The organism is Providencia sp. PROV261 (assembly GCF_028477945.1).
GTDB classification, from domain to species: Bacteria; Pseudomonadota; Gammaproteobacteria; order Enterobacterales; family Enterobacteriaceae; genus Providencia; species Providencia stuartii.
This window is the reverse complement of the sequence record NZ_JAMPMC010000011.1, coordinates 38,133-56,415: the sequence shown is the minus strand read 5'-3', so window position 1 is coordinate 56,415 and position 18,283 is coordinate 38,133. Positions and strand designations below refer to the sequence as shown.

General features: G+C 44.8%; 14 protein-coding genes and 1 pseudogene. 14 read left to right on the top strand and 1 reads right to left on the bottom strand.

The window, feature by feature from the left end:
• The first annotated feature begins 735 nt into the window (after nucleotides 1-735).
• From PR675_RS07580 to nuoN, 14 genes are all read left to right on the top strand, one after another.
• Entirely contained in the window at nucleotides 736-1,665 is a 930-nt protein-coding gene (locus tag PR675_RS07580; protein WP_272582716.1) for a LysR family transcriptional regulator, read from the top strand.
• A 746-nt stretch (nucleotides 1,666-2,411) separates the two neighbouring features.
• Nucleotides 2,412-2,855 (top strand): NADH-quinone oxidoreductase subunit A, encoded by a 444-nt coding sequence (locus PR675_RS07575; protein ID WP_014656263.1) that lies wholly within the window; start codon nucleotides 2,412-2,414, stop codon nucleotides 2,853-2,855.
• Between the two features lie 18 nt (nucleotides 2,856-2,873).
• Nucleotides 2,874-3,548: a NuoB/complex I 20 kDa subunit family protein gene (locus PR675_RS07570; RefSeq protein ID WP_004921127.1), complete on the top strand. Its 675-nt coding sequence runs from the start codon at nucleotides 2,874-2,876 to the stop codon at nucleotides 3,546-3,548.
• Between the two features lie 73 nt (nucleotides 3,549-3,621).
• Nucleotides 3,622-5,421, top strand: a complete 1,800-nt coding sequence (gene nuoC, locus PR675_RS07565) for an NADH-quinone oxidoreductase subunit C/D (protein ID WP_004921126.1) — start codon at nucleotides 3,622-3,624, stop codon at nucleotides 5,419-5,421.
• Nucleotides 5,422-5,423: 2 nt separating this feature from the next.
• Nucleotides 5,424-5,966 (top strand): NADH-quinone oxidoreductase subunit NuoE, encoded by a 543-nt coding sequence (nuoE, locus tag PR675_RS07560; RefSeq protein WP_004921124.1) that lies wholly within the window; start codon nucleotides 5,424-5,426, stop codon nucleotides 5,964-5,966.
• Entirely contained in the window at nucleotides 5,963-7,321 is a 1,359-nt protein-coding gene (nuoF, locus tag PR675_RS07555; protein ID WP_004921121.1) for an NADH-quinone oxidoreductase subunit NuoF, read from the top strand. The genes nuoE and nuoF overlap by 4 nt, the downstream gene beginning before the upstream one ends.
• A gap of 90 nt (nucleotides 7,322-7,411) precedes the next feature.
• Nucleotides 7,412-10,144: an NADH-quinone oxidoreductase subunit NuoG gene (gene nuoG, locus PR675_RS07550; RefSeq protein ID WP_060561120.1), complete on the top strand. Its 2,733-nt coding sequence runs from the start codon at nucleotides 7,412-7,414 to the stop codon at nucleotides 10,142-10,144.
• Nucleotides 10,144-11,121: an NADH-quinone oxidoreductase subunit NuoH gene (gene nuoH, locus PR675_RS07545; RefSeq protein ID WP_014656260.1), complete on the top strand. Its 978-nt coding sequence runs from the start codon at nucleotides 10,144-10,146 to the stop codon at nucleotides 11,119-11,121. The genes nuoG and nuoH overlap by 1 nt, the downstream gene beginning before the upstream one ends.
• 14 nt (nucleotides 11,122-11,135) lie before the next feature.
• Nucleotides 11,136-11,678 carry an NADH-quinone oxidoreductase subunit NuoI gene (nuoI, locus tag PR675_RS07540; RefSeq protein WP_004921112.1) on the top strand — a complete coding sequence of 181 codons (543 nt, stop codon included), beginning with the start codon at nucleotides 11,136-11,138 and terminating at the stop codon, nucleotides 11,676-11,678.
• A gap of 12 nt (nucleotides 11,679-11,690) precedes the next feature.
• Entirely contained in the window at nucleotides 11,691-12,236 is a 546-nt protein-coding gene (nuoJ, locus tag PR675_RS07535) for an NADH-quinone oxidoreductase subunit J (protein WP_004921110.1), read from the top strand.
• Nucleotides 12,236-12,538, top strand: a complete 303-nt coding sequence (nuoK, locus tag PR675_RS07530; protein ID WP_004921109.1) for an NADH-quinone oxidoreductase subunit NuoK — start codon at nucleotides 12,236-12,238, stop codon at nucleotides 12,536-12,538. Before nuoJ ends, nuoK begins: the two co-directional genes overlap by 1 nt.
• Nucleotides 12,535-14,391, top strand: a complete 1,857-nt coding sequence (gene nuoL / locus PR675_RS07525) for an NADH-quinone oxidoreductase subunit L (protein ID WP_272582715.1) — start codon at nucleotides 12,535-12,537, stop codon at nucleotides 14,389-14,391. The genes nuoK and nuoL overlap by 4 nt, the downstream gene beginning before the upstream one ends.
• A 19-nt stretch (nucleotides 14,392-14,410) precedes the next feature.
• On the top strand, nucleotides 14,411-15,931 hold the full coding sequence (gene nuoM / locus PR675_RS07520; RefSeq protein WP_004921104.1) for an NADH-quinone oxidoreductase subunit M: 1,521 nt from the start codon (nucleotides 14,411-14,413) through the stop codon (nucleotides 15,929-15,931).
• 6 nt (nucleotides 15,932-15,937) lie between these two features.
• Nucleotides 15,938-17,401, top strand: coding sequence for an NADH-quinone oxidoreductase subunit NuoN (gene nuoN, locus PR675_RS07515; RefSeq protein WP_004921103.1), 1,464 nt, complete (start codon nucleotides 15,938-15,940; stop codon nucleotides 17,399-17,401).
• A gap of 54 nt (nucleotides 17,402-17,455) precedes the next feature.
• Here nuoN and PR675_RS07510 read toward each other — a convergent pair.
• Nucleotides 17,456-18,274, bottom strand: a pseudogene (locus PR675_RS07510) (alpha-xenorhabdolysin family binary toxin subunit B).
• Between the last annotated feature and the right edge of the window lie 9 nt (nucleotides 18,275-18,283).

Sequence of the window (18,283 nt, the reverse complement as noted above, 5' to 3'; positions counted from 1 at the left end):
GGGGGATTCCGGCTTATCTGTTACTACTCTACTCTTACCACGGAAGCTTTTGAAGATAGGAGATAATTTTTGGTGAAAAAGGTTGGTTTATGCTGTGATGTGACTGTTGATAACTAAACATGCCACTTAAGTTGAATGTAGATGCCAATAATATTAATTAATTTGAAGTTATCTGTTGTCAATTCTGGCTGTTTTGGAGGAAAAAATAGAAATTATGGGCAAATAATGGCTAGAAACAAAAAGATTGTATCAAATTGTAAGATTGATGACGAAATTGGATGTATAGAAATAAAAATTCATAAATTTCCGTGGAATTTCAACAGAAATTAGCTCTTTTTGTTAGTAATATTGATTGTTCTAGTGAGAAAATAATGAATAAAAATGAATGATAAAACTATAACTAACTGAAAAATAAACGTTTGAGTTAGGGCGTGAGTACATGTTTAAAGGCATTTACATTAAAATAATTGCAATTACATTAAATATGTTAGTATTTAGAGGACGGCAAATAAGAAGGTTGTTTTTACGATTTAAATTAAATCGATTGGTTAACATGCTTCTTTGTCGTTCGGTGGAACGTTCATTTTAAGATTATCCCACTCGGATAAAGTGTAATAAATGTGAGTCTAAGGATTAGATAAGCATCAAGCAAGTTATTTCAGTAATTAAACAAGCTGATCTCAAGGAGGAGAGCAGGAACACCAGGTAACATAAAATTATATAAGAGAATTAAAGATGATAAATTCCAATCGTCCAATAATGAACCTTGATCTGGACCTACTGAGGACATTTGTCGCAGTTGCCGATCTAAATACATTTGCTGCCGCTGCTGCTGCAGTATGTCGAACCCAGTCTGCTGTCAGTCAGCAAATGCAACGCTTAGAACAATTAGTCGGTCGTGAGTTATTTGCTCGCCACGGGAGGAATAAATTACTCACCGCACATGGTTTACAATTACTCGGCTACGCAAGACAAATTTTGCGTGCAAATGATGACGCAACAGCATCATTGACTTATAACGACGCTGAAGGTGAATTGAGAATAGGTGCATCCGATGATACGGTTGATATCTTACTCCCATTTTTACTCAACCGTATTGCGTCTATTTTCCCGCGTCTTGCTGTTGAAGTCAGGATCAAACGCGCACAATTTATTGAGTCGATGCTAGATAATCATGAGATTGATTTAGCTTTGACGACGGCGCGTATTAGCCATCATCCAAAAACAGCATTAAGAACAGTACCGGTGTTATGGTACAGTGCCCCTGATTTCCAGTTGCGCGCTAATGAGCCGATTCCATTAGTAGTTATGGATGAAACAAACCCATACCGCAAACTGAGTACTGATGCTTTAGATAATGCGGGGCTTGCATGGCATATTGCGTATGAAGCAGCATCACTTCCTGCTGTCAGAGCGGCTGTGAATGCAGAAGTCGGCGTGACAGCGCGACCGATGGAAATGCAAAATGCGGATCTGCGCATTTTAAATGAAACGGATGGTCTGCCTCGTTTGCCTGATATCCAATATTGGCTGTATAAAAATGCTGATGAACAAAAGGATTCAGTGTTAACAGTATTTAGTGCAATTGAAAACAAAAAGATCCCTTATGCTGTTGCACCTACCAGTGACGATGTCATTGTTAACGAAAGTGAAGGATCATTTTAAGCACCAATAATTATTTGATGATTATTAATTGATTAGTACAAACTCAATGGAAAAAACCGCGATAACTTCGCGGTTTTTTTTGAGCAAAACGGGGCAAAAAAGGACAAAGTAACCACTTAATAAGTATGGTTTAAAATAATATTACGTGAAATAATTGTGATGTAGATGGCAGAACATGAATTTCATTTTTTAGTTACAAAATTGTTATCTTGTTAACAATCATATTTTGCTGAATTGATAAAATAGGACTGCTTAGTCAGACAGTTACTTGATTTAGTGAATAAAAAACAGTTAATGTGACTTAGACTAAATTTGAATATTCTGTAAACAGTATGAGCAAATTTTCAATAAAACTGTGCGCTAGATCAAATAAAAAGAGCAAGTTTTCATCTGGTAAGACAGGTTTTTCCTGAGATAATAGTGTAGTAAAAGCGAATAATCAGTTAGACTAGTCATTGCGTTTATTGTGTGTATTTACACACTGACACGTTTTAGCTGATTTTGAGTACTTTTTGTTGCAATCTTGTTTTTGGTAGGTCAACGAATTGTAGCAAGTACGGGTTATTTTGCTTAAGTTGAGCAAAATAAATAGTCGGAGAGAGGACAAACCAAACACGGTCTTCAGACTGCTTTTTTATGTTTGGTGATGATTTTTGGTCTTTCTTCTCGGTTAACTGGGCAATTATGGTGTAATACTGCCGTTAAGAGCAGATTCACGCACCATGTGTAATGAGTAAGCAACGAGTATGTCTGAATCTATCCTAGCGTTAGCCCATAACTGGGCCTTTGCGATATTCTTTGTCGGCGCCATCGCCCTTTGTTCGTTTATGTTGGTCGCTGGTCATTTCCTCGGCAGCCGTGCCAAAGCCAGAACAAAACACGTACCTTATGAATCAGGTATTGATTCAGTAGGGAGTGCCCGTCTTCGGATGTCGGCGAAATTCTACTTGGTTGCCATGTTCTTCGTTGTCTTCGATGTGGAAGCCATGTTCCTGTTTGCATGGGCTGTAGCCGTCCGTGAAGTCGGTTGGTTAGGCTTTATCGAAGCAGCAATTTTCATTTTGGTATTGTTGGCTGGACTGTTTTATCTGGTTCGCGTTGGTGCATTGGATTGGACTCCTGTCCGTTCACGTCGCGCAGTTAAAGGTCCTAGTGAAGTTATTAAAATCAGCAATCGTCATCCGCAGTAACAAGCGAGGCATTATACAATGGATTATACGCTCACCCGCATAGATCCGAACGGTGAGAACGACCGTTATCCCCTGCAAACTCAAGAAATCGTTACCGATCCACTTGAGCAGCAAGTTAAAAACAGTGTTTACATGGGTAAACTTTCTCATGCCTTACACGATGTCGTTAACTGGGGGCGCAAAAATTCTCTTTGGCCATATAACTTTGGTCTCTCATGTTGCTATGTTGAAATGGTGACGTCGTTCACAGCAGTTCATGACGTAGCCCGCTTTGGGGCAGAGGTTCTCCGTGCTTCACCTCGTCAAGCCGACTTTATGGTCGTTGCAGGAACCTGCTTTACGAAAATGGCTCCCGTCATTCAACGTCTCTATGACCAGATGCTTGAACCAAAATGGGTCATCTCCATGGGTTCATGTGCTAACTCTGGCGGTATGTATGACATTTATTCTGTCGTCCAAGGTGTAGATAAATTTATTCCTGTGGATGTTTATATTCCCGGTTGCCCACCACGTCCTGAAGCTTATATGCAAGCTCTGCTTCTGTTACAGGAATCCATCGGTAAAGAGCGTCGTCCGCTATCGTGGGTTGTTGGTGATCAGGGGGTTTATCGTGCCAATATGCAATCAGAAAGAGAAAGAAAGCACGGTGAACGTATCGCAGTGACTAACTTGCGAACCCCAGACGAAATTTAAGGCTTAAAGCCATACAGCGTAACAGAGCAATGTGTTGCGAAATGATAAACCTGATCAAGCGTTATGGTGAAGAATGATGACAGATCAGATAGCGCAAGAGAGTACCCTGCCAGGATGGCAGACACAGGAACATTTAAATGATCCTGTGCTTCTGGAACTGCGCAACCAATTTGGCCCGGATGCCTTTTCTGTTCAAGCTACCCGTACTGGAATGCCAGTTATTTGGGTAAGACGTGAGCAGTTACTGGAAGTCGTAGACTTTTTGAAAAAATTGCCAAAACCTTATGTCATGTTATTTGACTTGCATGGGGTGGATGAGCGTCAGAGAATACATAGACAAGGTTTGCCAGAGGCAGACTTTAGTGTTTTCTATCACCTCATCTCGATTGATCGCAACCGCGATATCATGTTGAAGGTCGCATTAAATGAGAAAGACCTGAATGTACCTTCTATCGTGTCACTGTTCCCAAATGCTAACTGGTACGAGCGAGAAGTGTGGGATATGTTTGGTATTACCTTCCAAGGTCACCCAAACTTACGCCGCCTGCTAATGTCACCAAGCTGGGAAGGTCACCCATTACGTAAAGACTACCCAGCGCGCGCTACAGAATTTGACCCATTTGAGCTAACTAAGCAAAAACAAGATCTGGAAATGGAAGCACTAACTTTCAAACCAGAAGAGTGGGGCATGGCGCGTGGTAATGAAAACGAAGACTTCATGTTCCTTAACTTAGGACCTAACCATCCCTCTTCACACGGTGCCTTCCGTATTGTGTTGCAGCTAGATGGTGAAGAAATCGTAAACTGCGTACCAGATATCGGTTACCACCATCGTGGTGCTGAAAAAATGGGTGAGCGTCAGTCTTGGCATAGCTACATTCCTTATACTGACCGTATTGAATACCTTGGCGGTTGTGTGAATGAAATGCCTTATGTGTTAGCCGTTGAAAAGCTAGCGGGCATTGAAGTTCCTGATCGCGTGAAAACGATCCGAGTGATGCTATCTGAGCTGTTCCGCATTAACAGCCATTTACTCTATATCAGTACCTATATTCAAGACTCCGGCGCAATGACCCCTGTGTTTTTTGCGTTTACAGACCGCCAAAAAGTTTACAACGTCGTTGAAGCCATTACCGGTTTCCGTATGCACCCAGCTTGGTTCCGTATCGGTGGTGTTGCGCATGACCTACCACGCGGTTGGGATAAATTACTACGTGAATTATTAGATTGGCTGCCAAAACGCCTCGACTCTTATGTCACGACAGCACTGAAAAACACCATTTTGAAAGGCCGTTCAATCGGGGTTGCTGCTTATACAAAAGAAGAAGCCTTGGCTTGGGGGGTTACTGGTGCTGGTTTACGTGCGACAGGTCTTGATTTTGACGTGCGTAAATGGCGTCCGTATTCAGGCTACGAAAACTTTGAGTTTGATATTCCTATTGCTCACAACGGTGACTGTTATGACCGTGTGATGATCAAAGTGGAAGAGATCCGCCAAAGTATGCGTATTCTTGAACAATGTTTGAAGAATATGCCAGAAGGGCCTTTCAAAGCCGATCACCCATTGACGACGCCGCCACCGAAAGAGCGGACGTTGCAGCATATTGAAACCCTGATCAACCACTTCTTACAAGTGTCTTGGGGTCCAGTTATGCCTGCGAATGAATCATTCCAGATGATCGAAGCAACTAAAGGGATTAACAGTTACTACCTAACGAGTGATGGCAGCACAATGAGCTACCGTACTCGTATTCGTACACCGAGCTATGCGCATTTGCAGCAAATTCCAGCGGTGATCAAAGGTAGTCTGGTTTCCGACTTGATTGTCTATCTGGGTAGTATCGATTTTGTAATGTCGGATGTGGATCGCTAACCATGCATAATGAACATAATAAGCAGACCAGTCTTGATGGCGTAAATGTTTTTGAACCGCAAGAAACACAGCACGGTTTCGTTTTAACGGAAGCCGAGCGTGCTGAAATCGAAGGTGAAAAACACCACTATGAAGACCCGCGTGCTGCCTCAATTGAAGCACTAAAAATTGTGCAAAAAAACCGTGGCTGGGTTGAAGATGGTGCTATTTACGCGATTGCCGAAGTACTAGGTATCCCCGCGAGTGATGTCGAAGGTGTGGCGACATTCTATAGCCAAATCTTCCGTCAACCTGTAGGACGCCACATTATTCGTTATTGCGATAGTGTGGTTTGCCATATTACGGGATACCAAGGATTAGAAGCTGAAATTATCAATCAGTTAAATATTCGTCCAGGGCAAACAACGGCAGATGGCCGCTTTACGCTGCTACCAACCTGTTGTTTGGGTAACTGTGATAAGGGTCCTACTATGATGATTGATGAGGACACTCACAGCTACGTACAGCCTGAAGATATTAAAAAGTTACTGGAGCAGTATCCATGACAAACTCCTTTAAACAAGTGATCCGTACTGCGGAAACACATCCGTTGACATGGCGTTTGCGTGATGACAAACAACCTGTTTGGCTGGATGAGTATCGTAGTAAGAATGGATATAAAGGTGTTGAACGTGCACTTAAAGGCATGGCACCTGACGAGGTGGTTAGCCTTGTCAAAGACGCTGGGCTAAAAGGCCGCGGCGGTGCAGGTTTCTCCACTGGTCTGAAATGGAGCCTGATGCCAAAAGACGAAAACATGAAACTGCGTTACTTTTTATGTAATGCGGATGAAATGGAGCCAGGCACCTATAAAGACCGTCTTTTGATGGAGCAACTGCCTCACCTTTTAGTTGAAGGCATGATCATCGGGGCTTATGCGCTAAAAGCTTATCGTGGTTATATCTTCCTACGCGGTGAATATGTTGAGGCGGCCAAACACCTACGTCGCGCCATCGAAGAAGCGAAAGCGGCTGGGTTACTCGGTAAAAATATTTTAGGTTCAGGCTTTGACTTTGAACTGTTCGTGCATACCGGTGCTGGTCGTTATATCTGTGGTGAAGAAACGGCATTAATTAACTCCCTTGAAGGGCGTCGCGCGAACCCACGTTCAAAACCACCATTCCCTGCAACGTCAGGTGCATGGGGTAAACCTACTTGCGTAAACAACGTTGAAACTATCTGTAACGTTCCTGCCATCTTAGAGCATGGTGAGCAATGGTATATCAACCTCAGTGCTGGCAAGAGTAAAGATGCGGGCACCAAGCTGATGGGCTTTTCAGGCAGAGTGAAAAATCCAGGCTTATGGGAATTGCCATTTGGCACAACAGCACGCGAAGTGTTGGAAGATTATGCAGGTGGGATGCGTGATGGACTGACATTAAAAGCATGGCAACCCGGCGGCGCGGGTACTGACTTTTTAACTGGCGATCATCTTGATTTACCAATGGATTTTGAATCTATCGGTAAAGCAGGGAGCCGTTTAGGTACTGCGTTAGCGATGGCCGTGGATAACGAAATCAACATGGTGTCTCTGGTTCGTAACCTTGAAACTTTCTTCGCTCGTGAATCCTGTGGCTGGTGTACGCCTTGCCGTGATGGTTTGCCATGGAGCGTGAAAATTTTGCAGGCGTTAGAAAAAGGGGAAGGGCAGCCGGGCGATATTGAAACATTAGAGCAACTTTGCCGTTTCTTAGGTCCGGGTAAAACTTTCTGCGCTCACGCACCGGGTGCGGTAGAGCCATTACAGAGCGCCATCAAATATTTCCGTGAAGAATTCGAAGCGGGTATCTCGCAAAAAGATCTGCGCAATATTGCTCAGATAGCCGGTATCCAGCCCAACCTATTAAAACAGCGTTGGTAATATTTTTGCGAATGAGCAACCGCAAAAATCGATTTTCACGAAGAACGTATTTTTGATTAACGCCTGCTGTTGAGCGGGCCTTTGGGAAGCATGCTGACTATGGCTACAATATATGTAGACGGCAAAGAATATGATGTAAACGGGTCTGAAAACCTGTTACAAGCCTGCCTTTCTCTGGGGCTAGATATTCCTTATTTTTGCTGGCATCCGGCGCTGGGAAGCGTTGGCGCTTGCCGCCAGTGTGCGGTTAAGCAATATCAAAACGCGGATGACACTCGTGGTCGTCTCGTGATGTCTTGTATGACACCGGCAACGGAAGGGACTTACATCTCTATCGATGATGAAGAGGCCAAACAATTCCGTGAAAGTGTTGTGGAATGGCTAATGACCAACCACCCACACGACTGTCCAGTCTGTGAGGAAGGGGGCAACTGTCATTTACAAGATATGACGGTAATGACCGGTCATAATATGCGTAAATACCGTTTTACCAAGCGTACTCACATCAATCAGGATCTGGGGCCTTTCATTAACCATGAAATGAACCGCTGTATTGCCTGCTATCGTTGTGTGCGTTATTACAAAGATTACGCAGATGGTACGGATTTAGGCGTGTATGGCGCACACAACTATGTCTACTTCGGTCGTACTGAAGATGGCACACTGGAGAGTGAATTCTCCGGTAACTTAGTTGAAGTGTGTCCAACGGGGGTATTTACCGATAAAACACATTCAGAACGCTATAACCGTAAATGGGATATGCAGTTTGCACCGGGGATCTGCCAACAGTGCAGCATCGGTTGTAACACTAGCCCAGGTGAACGTTATGGTGAATTACGCCGTATTGAAAACCGCTACAACGGCTCAGTAAACCACTATTTCCTGTGTGACCGTGGGCGCTTTGGCTATGGTTATGTTAACCGTAAAGATAGACCTCGCCAGCCACTGCTAAATAAAGATGGCGTGAAACAAGTGATTTCAGCCATTGAAGCGATGCAAAGTGGTGCACAGATCATCAATCAAGCGAAAAAAGTGATTGGTATCGGCTCTCCACGTGCCAGTGTCGAAAGTAACTATGCACTCCGTGCATTAGTTGGCGCGGAAAACTTCTACTCAGGTGTTTCGGCAGATGAACAGCGTCGCCTTGAATTGATGCACAACATTCTGCAAAACGGGGGGATCTATACACCAAGCTTACGCGAAGTGGAAGATTACGATGCAGTATTGGTTCTGGGTGAAGATTTAACTCAGACGGGTGCTCGTATGGCACTCTCGGTTCGCCAAGCCGTTAAAGGTAAAGCTCGTGAAATGGCAGCGGCCCAAAAAGTGGCAGACTGGCAAATAGCGGCGATCATGAATATCGGCCAACACGCGAAATACCCTCTGTTTATCACTAACGTTGACGATACGCGTTTAGATGATATCGCGGCATTTAACTACCGTGCTCCTGTTGCAGACCAAGCGCGTTTTGGTTTCGCTATTGCGAACATGATTAATGGTGATGCACCGGCTGTAACAGATTTACCTGCTGATTTACGAGCTAAAGTTGAAACCATTGCTCAAGCGCTGGCCAGTGCGAAAAAACCATTGATTATCAGTGGTAGCCACTCAGCAAGCGATGCGATGATCCAAGCGGCTGCTAACGTTGCGTTTGCACTCAAAGCAAAAGGTGCTCAAGTGGGGCTATCTTACCTTGCTTCCCAAGCGAATAGTTTTGGTCTCGCAATGATGAAAGCACAGCCGTTGGATAGTGCATTTGAGCGCATTAATGCAAATGAAGTCGATGTCGCTATTGTGATGGAAAATGACCTTTACCGTCATAGCAGTGTTAACGCTGTCGATAGTGCATTGGCGAAACTGAAGCACCTCATTGTGGCGGATCATCAACATACTGCCATTATGGATAAAGCCACCTTGGTATTACCTGCGGCAAGTTTTGCGGAAGCAGATGGAACCTTGATCAACCAAGAAGGTCGCGCTCAACGCTTCTTCCAAGTCTTTGACCCATCTTTCTACGATAAATCTATCGTCATGAACGAAAGCTGGCGCTGGTTGCATTCACTGCAAACAGAAGCGCAAGCACGTGATGCAGATTGGTCTCAGCTTGATCATGTTATTGCGGATTGTGTGGCTGCGTTACCTCAGTTTGAAGGTATTGTCGATGCGGCACCAAAAGCATCTTTCCGTATTCGTGGTCAGAAACTTGCTCGTGAGCCACACCGTTATAGTGGGCGTACGGCGATGCTAGCGAATCAATCGGTTCATGAACAGCGCCAACCGCAAGATAAAGACACGGCGTTTGCGTTCTCTATGGAAGGGAACAACAGCCCAACGGCACCACGTCAGCAAATTCCATTTGCATGGGCACCAGGTTGGAACTCACCACAAGCTTGGAACAAATTCCAAAGTGAAGTGGGTGGACATCTGCGTTTTGGTGATCCGGGCATTCGTTTGTTTAATTCAACAGAAGGTAAACTGGGTTATTTCACGGAGATCCCAGCGGCTTATCAGGCGACTGAAGCTCAGTGGGTGGTTGCGCCTTACTATCACTTGTTCGGCAGTGATGAGATGTCACAACGCTCTGAGGTGATCCAGCAGCGCATGCCGGAACCTTATATCATGTTGAATGAAAAAGATGCCGCGGCGATTGGCCTTGCAGCAGGTACTCAAGCGGAGTTCAGTTATGAAGGACAAACCTTTAATCTGACGGTGCGTGTGAGTAAAAATCTGTCGAGTGGTCAAATCGGTCTGCCATTGGGTATGCCAGGTATTGCACCAGCCATGGCGGGTGTATCAGTCAATAATCTGCGGAGGGGGGCATGATGGATTGGATATCCCCAGAAGTGATGGAAATTTTGGTTTCCGTCCTTAAATCGATTGTCATCCTATTGGTTGTTGTGATCTGTGGGGCATACATGAGTTTGGGTGAACGCCGTATTCTCGGTTTATTCCAAAATCGTTATGGCCCTAACCGCGTTGGACCATTCGGCATGGGGCAGTTAATGGCCGACATGTTCAAAATGTTGTTCAAAGAAGACTGGATCCCACAGTTTGCAGACAAAAAAATCTTTACGTTAGCACCTGTGATTGCGTTTTGTTCGCTGTTCCTCGCTTTTGCTATCGTACCTGTCAGCCCAACATGGTATGTCGCTGACCTGAATATCGGGATCTTATTTTTCCTGATGATGGCAGGTCTTGCGGTTTATGCCGTGCTGTTTGCTGGTTGGTCAAGTAACAACAAATACTCACTGCTAGGTGCGATGCGTGCCTCCGCACAAACGGTGAGCTACGAAGTGTTCTTAGGTCTTTCATTGATGGGGGTTGTGGCTCAAGCAGGCTCTTTCAATTTGATTGATATTGTGGACGCTCAGAAAGGTATGTGGAACATCATTCCTCAATTCTTTGGCTTTGTGACGTTTGCGATTGCAGGTGTTGCGGTATGTCACCGTCACCCGTTTGACCAACCAGAAGCTGAACAAGAGATTGCGGATGGTTACCACGTTGAATATTCAGGTATGAAATTCGGCCTGTTCTTCGTTGGTGAGTATATCGGTATTGTTACAGTCTCTGCCTTGATTGTAACGCTGTTCTTTGGTGGCTGGCATGGACCTTTCTTGCCGTCATTCCTGTGGTTTGCGATTAAGACTGCCTTCTTCATGATGATGTTTATCCTGATCCGTGCATCTTTACCACGCCCACGTTATGACCAAGTGATGTCTTTCGGTTGGAAAATCTGCCTGCCGCTGACTCTGCTTAACCTGCTGGGTACCGCAGCAGTTATTTTATACAACGCTCAGTAAGGGGTGATTGAACCATGACATTGAAAGATTTATTGGTCGGTTTCGGCACTCAAGTACGCAGTATTTGGTTGGTCGGTTTGCATGCGTTCCAAAAACGTGAAACGCAAATGTATCCCGAAGAGCCAGTTTACCTGCCGCCCCGTTACCGTGGTCGTATCGTATTAACCCGTGACCCAGACGGTGAAGAGCGTTGTGTTGCCTGTAACTTATGTGCGGTTGCTTGCCCAGTGGGCTGTATCTCACTGCAAAAAGCGGAGCATGAGGATGGGCGTTGGTATCCTGAATTTTTCCGCATTAACTTCTCACGCTGCATTTTCTGTGGGTTGTGTGAAGAGGCTTGCCCAACAACGGCAATCCAATTAACACCTGACTTTGAAATGGGTGAATGGCGTCGTCAAGATCTTGTTTATGAAAAAGATCACTTATTAATTTCAGGTCCGGGTAAATATCCTGATTATAACTTTTACCGTAAATCGGGTATGGCGATTGCAGGTAAAGACAAAGGTGAAGCGGATAACGAAGCCAAACCAATTAACGTCAAAGACCTGTTGCCATAAGGAGCGATATTCATGGAATTTACATTTTATATCGCCGGTCTGGTTGCTGTTTTAGCGACTTTGAGGGTGATAACCAATACTAACCCGGTACATGCGTTGTTGTATCTGGTTGTTTCTCTGCTGGCACTGTCTATGGTGTTCTTCTCGCTCGGCGCATACTTTGCGGGGGCTTTGGAGATCATCGTATACGCGGGTGCCATCATGGTACTGTTCGTTTTCGTGGTGATGATGCTCAACCTTGGGCGCTCTGTTCAAGAGCAAGAGCGTGAATGGCTAGCACCGAAAAACTGGATTGGGCCGGCACTGTTATCTGCGGTATTGCTGGCACTTCTGGTTTACGGCATTACCAGCCTGTCATACCAAGACGGTATTACTGGCACGGTGATTAGTGCGAAAGAGGTGGCAATTAGCTTGTTTGGACCTTATGTCCTAGCGGTTGAATTGGCATCATTGTTACTGCTAGCAGGCTTAGTAGTTGCGTTCCACGTAGGTCGTGACCGTACTGAAAACAGTGCTGATCTTGTTAGCAATGCGAAAGCGAAAGCGGAGGAACAATAATGATACCTCTTCAACATGGTCTGATTTTAGCGGCTATTTTGTTTGTGATGGGGCTAAGCTGCCTTGTTATCCGCCGCAACTTGCTTTTCATGCTGATCGGACTGGAAATCATGATTAACTCAACAGCGCTCGCTTTTGTGGTCGCTGGGAGTTTTTGGGGGCAACCAGACGGCCAGATAATGTACATTCTGGCAATTGCACTGGCTGCAGCGGAGGCGAGTATTGGATTGGCGTTGTTACTGCAACTCCATCGTCATCGTCAGAACCTGAATATTGATAAAGTCAGTGAGATGCGCGGATGAATTTACTCTATTTAACAATTCTGTTTCCGCTTCTGGGGTCAGTGCTATTAGCATTTTCCCGCGGTCGTTGGTCAGAAAATGTTTCAGCTATTATTGGGGCTGGAGTCGTCGGCCTTGCAGCGGTTGTTGCATTGTATGCAGGTATTGAGTTTTTAGAACAACCTGTACTTGCAAATGGTGCATATCCTCCGTACACCGATCTGCTTTGGACTTGGATGTCAGTGGGAGATTTCAATATCCCGTTTACGATTCGCCTTGATGGCTTCTCACTGACGATGTTAGGTGTTGTAACGGGCGTTGGCTTCCTGATCCACGTTTATGCTTCTTGGTATATGCGTGGTGAGGAAGGGTATTCACGCTTCTTTACTTACACTAACTTGTTCATCGCGAGCATGGTGGTTTTAGTACTCGCCGATAACATGATGCTGATGTATCTCGGTTGGGAAGGGGTAGGGCTGTGCAGTTACCTGTTGATCGGTTTCTACTACACCAATCCAGATAACGGCAAAGCGGCAATGAAAGCCTTCTTCATTACGCGTGTTGGTGACGTGTTCTTAGCTATCGGTATGTTTATTCTGTGGAATGAACTCGGTACTTTGAACTTCAGCGAAATGGCTGTAATGGCACCACAAAAAATGGCAGAAGGTGGCAGTGCAATCACATGGGCAACCTTAATGATCTTAGGTGGTGCGGTAGGTAAATCTGCTCAATTACCACTCCAGACATGGCTAGCCGATGCGATGGCGGGTCCAACTCCGGTCTCTGCTCTGATCCACGCAGCAACCATGGTAACCGCGGGTGTTTATCTTGTTGCTCGTACCCATGCATTGTTCTTGATGGCACCAGAAATCTTACATCTGGTCGGCATTGTGGGCGGTGTCACCCTGTTGTTAGCTGGCTGTGCAGCATTGGTTCAAACCGATATCAAACGTGTATTGGCCTACTCAACCATGAGCCAAATTGGTTATATGTTCTTGGCTCTAGGTGTTCAGGCGTGGGATGCAGCTATTTTCCACCTGATGACGCACGCCTTCTTTAAAGCGCTGTTGTTCTTGTCAGCAGGTTCGGTGATCATTGCTTGTCATCACGAACAAAATATTTTCAAAATGGGTGGATTGCGTAAGCAAATTCCATACGTCTATACGGTGATGTTAATCGGCGGAAGTGCACTGGCTGCACTACCTCTATTCACGGCCGGTTTCTACAGTAAAGACGCTATTTTGTGGGGTGCAGAAGTGGATGGCCAAACGGTTCTCTTATGGGCTGGCCTCATCGGTGCACTACTGACAGCAATGTATACTTTCCGTATGATTTTCATCGCCTTCCATGGCGAAGCGAAAATTAAAGCGCACAAGGTCAAAGGATTTACTCACTCCATACCATTGGGCATTTTGGCAATTTTAGCGACATTTATTGGTGCGCAGATTCACCAGCCGTTAGAAGGCGTATTCCCTGTTAATCCACTGGAGCATGAAGCTGGTAAGCTACAGTTGGAGATGCTTTCAGGTAGCCTTGCTGTTATCGGACTGTTGATTGTGGCATTCATTTATCTGTACAGACGCTCTATCGCCACAGTTATCGCGAAAAGTGCACCAGGCCGTTTCTTCTCAACATGGTGGTATCATGCGTGGGGATTCGACTGGCTGTATGACGTTGTCTTTGTAAAACCTTTCAAGGGTGTTGCATGGCTACTGGAAAGCGATCCTGTGAACTCATTGATGAACCTACCTGCCTGCTTGTCTCGTTGGGCAAACAAAGGGTTGGCAATTAGTGAGAACGGTCAGGTCCGTTGGTATGTTGCCTCATTGGGGCTGGGTGCAGTGCTGATTCTTGCTCTGCTGCTTTTGGTTTAATTAAGGGACACATTGCGCCATGCTATTACCCTGGCTAATACTCATTCCCTTCATCGGTGGCCTGCTAAGCTGGCAGGCTGACCGGTTTAGCCACCGCGCACCACGTTGGGTTGCGCTGGCTTCAATGGGAATAACATTAATATTATCAATCTTGTTATGGCTACAGGGAGATTACTCTCTGGTAAATCCACAAGGTGTTCCACAATGGCAAGTGGAATATTCAATGCCGTGGATCCCAATGCTGGGTATTAATTTCCATCTGGCGATTGATGGCTTATCACTGTTAATGGTGGTACTAACCGCGATCATGGGGGCTTTCTCAGTCCTCAGTTCGTGGAGTGAAAACCAAGCCAACCAAGGTGCTTATCACTTTAACCTGCTGTGGATTATTGCAGGTGTGATGGGGATTTTTACGGCGGTTGACCTGTTCTTGTTCTTCTTCTTCTGGGAAATGATGTTAATCCCAATGTACTTCCTGATTGCTAACTGGGGGCACAAAGGAGCAGAAAACAGACAGCATATTAACGCTGCCACTAAGTTCTTTATCTACACACAAGCGAGTGGCTTGATTATGTTGGTGTCGATTGTTGGATTAGCATTAGTCCACTTCGGCGACACCTCTGTGTGGACATTTAACTACAATGAGTTGCTTGGTACTCAGATGTCTAGCACCGTTGGCTTTATGCTAATGTTAGGCTTCTTTATTGCCTTTGCGGTTAAGATGCCATTAGTGCCATTCCACGGTTGGATGGCGGATACCCAAGAGCAATCGCCAACAGCAGGCTCTGTGGATATCTCAGGTATCATGTTGAAAACAGCGGCTTACGGCCTGTTGCGTTTTACACTACCTCTGTTCCCTGAAGCATCGATCGAGTTTACACCTATTGCGATGACACTTGGTGTGATCAGCATTTTCTACGGTGCATGGCTTGCATTTAAACAAACAGACATTAAGCGTCTTGCTGCATACAGTAGCTTGTCTCACATGGGATTTGTGACGGTGGCAATCTACGCTAGCTCTGTTCTTGCATACCAAGGTGCAGTGATCCAAATGATCACAAATGGCTTGTCAGGTGCAGCATTAATTATCATCAGCGGGCAGTTGTATGAGCGTACACAAACCCGTGATATGCGCATGATGGGTGGATTATGGAAACGTATTAAATGGTTACCGGGTTTATCACTGTTCTTTGCCGCTGCAACTTTAGGTATGCCGGGCACAGGTAACTTTATCGGTGAATTCATGATCCTGTTTGGTACATTCAGCCAATTTACGCTGGTGACTTGCATCATGGTCTTTGGTGTGGTGTTCGCATCTGTCTACTCATTGTGGATGATGCAACAAACCTACTACGGTACACCAAAATCCGAGAGCGAAATGAAAGGGTTAACAGCACGTGAATTTGGTGTGCTGCTGGCTCTGGCTGTTTTACTGGTTATTATTGGCTTCTATCCACAACCAATTTTGGATACTTCAGAGGGTGCGATGGAAACATTACATAACTTGTACACTGCTTCACTTACAACATTAAGGCCGTAATTCGCCATGACAATAACACTTCAACAATTGATCGCAATACTCCCGCTATTGATCGTCGGATTGACGGCGGTGGTTGTGATGCTGTCCATTGCGTGGCGACGCGATCACCTAACAAGTGCCACACTGACAGTATTCGGCTTCGCCGTTGCGCTGCTATCTCTGTTCTTTATTGCAGAGGGTCTGCCAATAGAAGTCACTCCGCTTATTCGTGTTGACGGCTATGCGATGTTCTACAGCGCATTGGTCCTGATTGCGGGTATGGCAACCAGCATTTTTGCTTTCCATTGGTTGGAAGGCTTTAATGATAATAAAGAAGAATTCCATCTGTTACTGGCGATTGCGGTAACAGGGGGCGTCTTACTTTCAATGGCTAACCACATGGCATCCATGTTCATTGGTATTGAATTGATCTCTTTACCCTTGTTCGGTCTTGTGGCTTACACCTTTGAACGTAAACGTTCGCTGGAAGCAGGTATCAAATACATGCTGTTATCTGCCGCTGCCTCTTCTTTCTTGCTCTTTGGTATCGCCTTACTGTATGCAGAATCAGGCAGCTTAAGCTTTGCGGCTGTGGGTCAGAGTCTTTCTGATAGCCAAATCCATGCGCCATTGGTGTTGATTGGCTTGGGAATGTTGATTGTAGGCTTCGGTTTTAAATTATCACTGTTCCCATTCCAATTATGGACTCCAGACGTTTACCAAGGTGCTCCAGCTCCGGTATCCGCGTTCTTAGCAACGGGAAGTAAAATTGGTATCTTTGCAGTATTAATGCGTATCTTTATGGAAGCGCCTGCTGCTCAAAGTAATACATTGGCGATTGTTGTTAGCGTCATCGCTATTGCTTCGATTCTGTTTGGTAACCTGATGGCTATCACTCAGAAAAGTGCCAAACGCCTACTTGGTTATTCGTCCATTTCTCACATGGGATACCTGCTGGTTGCCTTAGTTGCATTACGCGCCGCCCCAACAGATTCCCAAGTCACTGTCGCTATCTATTTAGTCGGCTATCTGTTTGCAAGTTTGGGCGCCTTTGGTGTGATCAGCATTATTTCTAGCCCATATCGTGGCGATGACCAAGATGACTTGAGTGCATTTCGCGGGCTGTTCTGGCATAAGCCTGTACTTGCGACAGTGCTTACCGTGATGATGCTTTCTCTGGCTGGTATACCGATTACATTAGGGTTTATTGGTAAATTCTATGTGATTATTTCCGCAGTGAAGGCAGAGCTATGGTGGTTAACTGGTGCCGTGGTCTTAGGTAGTGCGATTGGTCTATTCTACTATCTACGCTTTATGGCAAGCTTGTATAGCCGTGATGCAGAACATGCAGATCGTTATACTGGGCCAGAAAAAGCCACTTTCGGGACAGTTGTTGCTGCTATCTGTGCAATTATCGTGATCCTGCTAGGGGTATGGCCGCAACCGCTTATCAATCTCTCCTATATGGTATTGGCTGTGAGCCCGCTTTAATCTTCACCGCCATCACAGTAAAAATAAACGGCTACTTTTCAGTAGCCGTTTTTTTTAATCAGCTAATTGGCGCTGATATTGATATTCGGCTTCATTAATAAAGTCCATAAAGGCTTCACAAGATTTGATGGCATTATGGATATTAAACGTCTGCTCGTCTAAACATGTCTGCATATAGTCAATCCATTGCGTTAAATAAGATTGTAACTGCTGAAAATGGGCAGCCACATCTTGTCGTTGCTCATCTATTTTTGAAATATCTTTAGTGAGCATAAGTAGGTGTGTCAGCTTATCAATGCGCTTTTTAAACTGCTGGTCTTTCTCATTTAAAACAGCGATTTGATCGACCAAATAGAGTCAAACATTGACCAATTTTATAAAATCTAAGCCATTGTCAAGGATAGTGAGTAAGCGCTTGGCACAGGCAATCGCAATTTTTAGCAGATCTTTTTTAGAAGGAGGGATATTTAATGATTCAATGAGCGATATATCAGGAAAAACATGATCAAATAAATCCGCTAGCTTGTAATTTAAGATAACTTCTTCAGCTTTAACAATAGCAATTAACTCTTGGTTAAACTCATCCAATGTCTTTTGATTATTGTTAGCCAGTAATAAAAGGCGATTTTGTAGGTTACGATAGCTCTCACTTTTAAGGTGGTTTGCTTCTTCTAATTGTAATGCCAATAGATAATCGCTTGTGGTACGTAAAGGTGCCGTTAGCTTCTCTAGCTCATTTTTAAGCTCAGTAAAGTCATCGATAAATTCTGTTAACTCTAAATCCTGTTGACCTCCCTTTAAGTCATCAACATCCTGACTTGAAAATCGCTCACTAATCGTACTATCAATGATATAACGAGTTTTTAATTTCATTATTGGCAA

Excerpts from the sequence above, each read along its gene's own strand:
- PR675_RS07580 (WP_272582716.1), top strand. The coding sequence starts at position 736 with ATGATAAATTCCAATCGTCCAATAATGAACCTTGATCTGGACCTACTG.
- PR675_RS07575 (WP_014656263.1), top strand. The coding sequence starts at position 2,412 with ATGTCTGAATCTATCCTAGCGTTAGCCCATAACTGGGCCTTTGCGATA.
- PR675_RS07570 (WP_004921127.1), top strand. The coding sequence starts at position 2,874 with ATGGATTATACGCTCACCCGCATAGATCCGAACGGTGAGAACGACCGT.
- nuoC (WP_004921126.1), top strand. The coding sequence starts at position 3,622 with ATGATGACAGATCAGATAGCGCAAGAGAGTACCCTGCCAGGATGGCAG.
- nuoE (WP_004921124.1), top strand. The coding sequence starts at position 5,424 with ATGCATAATGAACATAATAAGCAGACCAGTCTTGATGGCGTAAATGTT.
- nuoF (WP_004921121.1), top strand. The coding sequence starts at position 5,963 with ATGACAAACTCCTTTAAACAAGTGATCCGTACTGCGGAAACACATCCG.
- nuoG (WP_060561120.1), top strand. The coding sequence starts at position 7,412 with ATGCTGACTATGGCTACAATATATGTAGACGGCAAAGAATATGATGTA.
- nuoH (WP_014656260.1), top strand. The coding sequence starts at position 10,144 with ATGGATTGGATATCCCCAGAAGTGATGGAAATTTTGGTTTCCGTCCTT.
- nuoI (WP_004921112.1), top strand. The coding sequence starts at position 11,136 with ATGACATTGAAAGATTTATTGGTCGGTTTCGGCACTCAAGTACGCAGT.
- nuoJ (WP_004921110.1), top strand. The coding sequence starts at position 11,691 with ATGGAATTTACATTTTATATCGCCGGTCTGGTTGCTGTTTTAGCGACT.
- nuoK (WP_004921109.1), top strand. The coding sequence starts at position 12,236 with ATGATACCTCTTCAACATGGTCTGATTTTAGCGGCTATTTTGTTTGTG.
- nuoL (WP_272582715.1), top strand. The coding sequence starts at position 12,535 with ATGAATTTACTCTATTTAACAATTCTGTTTCCGCTTCTGGGGTCAGTG.
- nuoM (WP_004921104.1), top strand. The coding sequence starts at position 14,411 with ATGCTATTACCCTGGCTAATACTCATTCCCTTCATCGGTGGCCTGCTA.
- nuoN (WP_004921103.1), top strand. The coding sequence starts at position 15,938 with ATGACAATAACACTTCAACAATTGATCGCAATACTCCCGCTATTGATC.